This window comes from Mesorhizobium sp. WSM4807 (genome assembly GCF_055811615.1).
Window position 1 is genome coordinate 1 of record NZ_JBVVQY010000081.1, and the last position, 3,812, is coordinate 3,812.

At 61.5% G+C, this 3,812-nt stretch carries 2 protein-coding genes and 3 pseudogenes; all 5 read left to right on the forward strand.

The genetic code is table 11. From position 1 onward, the window contains the following. Positions 1–168: 168 nt before the first annotated feature. Entirely contained in the window at positions 169–1,137 is a 969-nt protein-coding gene (locus tag AC0L3N_RS33650; protein WP_473551975.1) for a D-2-hydroxyacid dehydrogenase, read from the forward strand. A 139-nt stretch (positions 1,138–1,276) separates the two neighbouring features. After that, complete coding sequence (locus AC0L3N_RS33655) at positions 1,277–1,975, forward strand: CoA transferase subunit A (RefSeq protein WP_473551977.1); 699 nt, start codon at positions 1,277–1,279, stop codon at positions 1,973–1,975. A gap of 14 nt (positions 1,976–1,989) precedes the next feature. Next, positions 1,990–2,229 (forward strand): annotated as a pseudogene (locus tag AC0L3N_RS33660) (CoA-transferase); the annotation flags it as partial. Beyond that, positions 2,229–3,299 (forward strand): annotated as a pseudogene (locus AC0L3N_RS33665) (acetyl-CoA C-acetyltransferase); the annotation flags it as partial. The pseudogenes AC0L3N_RS33660 and AC0L3N_RS33665, both read left to right, overlap by 1 nt. Positions 3,300–3,560: 261 nt before the next feature. Then, positions 3,561–3,812, forward strand: a pseudogene (locus tag AC0L3N_RS33670) (Glu/Leu/Phe/Val dehydrogenase dimerization domain-containing protein); the annotation flags it as partial.

Consider the following 3,812-nt stretch of genomic DNA (forward strand, 5'->3'; position numbering starts at 1 on the left):
CGCAGTTGGCGGACGCACTGCGACGTTCGAGCGGCGCCGCGTCCCGTACCGTCCGAGAGACGGGCCCTCTTCGGCGGTCGGACGTGCCAGACGAACTCATACCACTGGCTTTAACACTTGCCATGGAGCAATGCGTCGCGGTGGTACATTGTATAGGATAAGCTAGCCATGACATCTTACACGCCCGCAGATGGCAATGCCGTCACGGTTCTGCTCTATAGGCTCGCCGAGCATGCGGAGCTGATCCACGAGCGCTTTCCCGATGTTCGAGTGTTGACTGCGAAAGACGCGGCATCTCTCGATGAGCAGATCGCGCAGGCAGACGTTCTGCTCGCGGACAGCTTTCCGGTCGAGATTTTCAATAAAGCCCGGCGATTGCGCTGGTTCCAGTGCGCGAGCGCGGGCATAGACACGATCATGCCAATCCGAGACTGCATCGGCGACCTCATCGTCACCAATGCTCGGGGTATGCATGGCGAAGTCATCGCCGATTACGTGATGACGGGCATCGCCATGATGTACTGGGACTTCCCGCAGTTCATGCGGGATCAGTCTCGCAACGAATGGCATCCGAGAGCGTTGGCGCCGCTGGCAGGGCGAACGCTCGGCGTGGTCGGGCTCGGATCGATTGGCGCGGCCATCGCCCGCCGTGGCAAGAGTTTCGGGATGAGCGTGATTGGCTCTAAACGCGATGTGACCGAGGCGATCGCCGGCGTTGACAGACTCCTCCCGCCGGAGAGTCTTGCCGAGCTGCTGCAGCTCTCCGACTTTGTTGTCCTTGCCGTTCCCCAGGTTCCGGAAACCACCAGGCTAATTGGTCGCGAGCAGCTTCGGCTCATGCGCCGTACCGCCATCCTGGTCAACATCGCCCGGGGTGCCGTCGTTGTGGAAAGCGAGCTCATCGAAGCGTTGAAGGCAGGCGGCATCGCCGGCGCCATCCTTGACGTGTTTGAGCGGGAACCGCTCCCAGCAGACAGCCCTCTCTGGACAATGCCGAACGTCATTGTCACTCCCCACGTCGCGGGTTGGATGAGCGACTACAATAATCGCGTGCACGAGATATTCATCGACAATCTGCAGCGGTTCCTCGAGAAGAGGCCGCTACATAACGTAGTCGACCTGACGCGGGGCTACTGATCGAAACAGATTGAGTCTCATGAGTTTAGCTTCCGAGGCAACTCGCGCCCGCAAAGGCAATCGACACCTGTTGAGCTAGCGCGATCGCATAGGGCGATTCGCCCCACAATGAAGTATTGATCAACTGTAGGCGAGCTACATGAATAAGGTCTATAGCGCCGCGGGTTCGGCGTTGGAAGGTCTGTTGTTTGACGGAATGTTGATCGCGGCGGGCGGATTTGGTCTTTGCGGCATACCAGAACTGTTGATCGGTGCGATCCAGGACGCAGGCACGAAGGAGCTGACAATCGCGTCGAACAATTGTGGCGTCGACGACTTTGGCCTCGGCCTGCTGCTGAGGACGAAGCAGATCAAGAAGATGATCTCGTCCTATGTCGGCGAGAACGCCGAGTCCATGCGCCAGTACTTAAGCGGCGAGCTGGAGCTCGATTTCAGCCCTCGGGGGACGTTGGCCGAGCGCATGCGCGCTGGCGGCGCCGGCATTGCCGGCTTCTACACGAAGACCGGCGTGGGCACTGTGGTCGCCGAGGGCAAGGAGCACAAGTCCTTCAATGGCGAGGATTATGTGCTTGAGACCGGCATCGTTGCCGACCTGTCCATTGTGAAGGCGTGGAAGGGGGATACCTCCGGGAATCTCGTCCTTCGCAAGACGTCGCGCAACTTCAACCCGCCTGCCGCAACCTGCGGCAGGATCTGCGTCGCCGAGGTTGAGGAGATCGTACCAGTTGGCAGCCTTGATCCCGACAAGGTCCACCTGCCGGGCATCTACGTGCACCGCCTGATCCAAGGCAAGTACGAAAAGCGCATCGAACAGCGCACAACGCGCGCGGCGGCTTGAGCAAGGGGATAGCAATGGCTTGGGATCGGAACCAGATGGCGGCGCGGGCCGCCCGCGAACTTCAGGACGGCATATATGTCAATCGTGGCATCGGCATTCCCACCCTTGTCGCCAATCACATTCCCGAAGGGGTCCGGGTGGCGTTGCAATCGGAGAACGGCCTGTTGGGTATCGACCCATTCCCAACTGAGGACGAGATCGACGCCGACCTTATTAATGCCGGCAAGCAGACGATGACGGCCCTGCCGCATTCTTGCTGTCGCGCGCCGGCGTGGAAGTGGACGAGGTCGACGAGGTCATTCTCGGTCAGGTGCTGACCGCCGCTCAGCGCCAGAACCCCGCCCGCCAGCCCTCGATCTATGCCGGCCTGCCGAAGGAAACCACGGCCTGGGGCCTCAATCAGGTTTGCGGCTCGGGTCTGCGCGCCATCGCGCTCGGAATGCAGCAGATCGCCACTGGCGACGCCAAAATCATCGTAGCCGGTGGCCAAGAATCGATGTCGCTGTCGCCGCACGCGCAGCACCTGCGTCCCGGGATCAAGATGGGCGACTACAAGATGATCGACACCATGCTCAAGGACGGCCTGTGGGATACCTTTAACGGCTATCATATGGGCAACACGGCCGAGAACGTCGCCCGTCAGTTCCAGATCACGCGCGACGATCAGGACGAGTTTGCGCTGGCCTCGCAGAACAAGGCCGAGGCGGCGCAGAAGGCCGGCAAGTTCAAGGACGAGATCGTCGCCTTTACCATCAAGGGCAAGAAGGGCGACACCATCGTCGACCAGGACGAATATATCCGCCACGGCGCGACGTTCGATGCCATGACCAAGCTGAAGGCGGCCTTCGACAAGGACGGCACAGTGACCGCCGCCAATGCCTCCGGCATCAACGACGGCGCCGCCGGCGCGGTGCTGATGACCGAAACCGAGGCCGTCAGGCGCGGCATGACGCCGCTCGTCCGCATCGCCTCCTGGGCGACCGCCGGCGTCGACCCCCAGATCATGGGCACAGGCCCAATTCCCGCTTCGCGCAAGGCGCTGGCCAAGGCCGGCTGGTCAATCGGAGACCTCGACCTCGTCGAGGCCAACGAGGCCTTCGCCGCGCAGGCCTGCGCCGTCAACAAGGACATGGGCTGGGACCCGGCAATCGTCAACGTCAATGGCGGCGCAATTGCCATCGGCCATCCGATCGGCGCTTCCGGTGCCCGTATCTTCAACACGCTTGTGTACGAGATGCGCCGGCGCGGCACCAAGAAGGGCCTCGCGACCGTTTGCATCGGCGGCGGAATGGGCGTTGCAACGTGCGTGGAGGCGCTGAACTGAGATGGATCGTTGAGGGTCACCCCGGTTGTCGAGACCTGACCTGCAACTCCCTAGCGCTTCCAAAAGGAGATAGGGACTGTGTGCAAAGATAGCTTGCGAGCTTCGTATGGGCCTGGCGATGATCATCGAGCGGCGATCCTGAAGACCCCGTCACCCCACGGCTTTGGCGCCGCCGGCTGGCGGCACGGCCTCGGAAGGTGAGCGATGCTGGCCTCCACCAACAGTTTTCTGCAGAGCGTCGACAAGAACTTCTGTCACGCGATGTCCTTCCTCGAGCTTCCGGAGGGGCTTGCCGAGCGGATCGTTCAATGCAACTCGACCTATACAGTGCGTTTCGGGGTGAGATTGCGCGGACGCATGTACAGCTTTGTCGGCTGGCGCTCGGTGCACAGCGAACATTGTGAGCCGGTCAAAGGGGGGTATCCGCTTTGCGCCTGACGCCGATGCCGAGGAGGTGGAGGCGCTCGCGGCCCTGATGACGCTCAAATGTTCGCTGGTCGATATGCCTTTCGG

Coding starts and splice junctions, on each gene's coding strand:
- AC0L3N_RS33650 (WP_473551975.1), top strand. CDS start 169: ATGACATCTTACACGCCCGCAGATGGCAATGCCGTCACGGTTCTGCTC.
- AC0L3N_RS33655 (WP_473551977.1), top strand. CDS start 1,277: ATGAATAAGGTCTATAGCGCCGCGGGTTCGGCGTTGGAAGGTCTGTTG.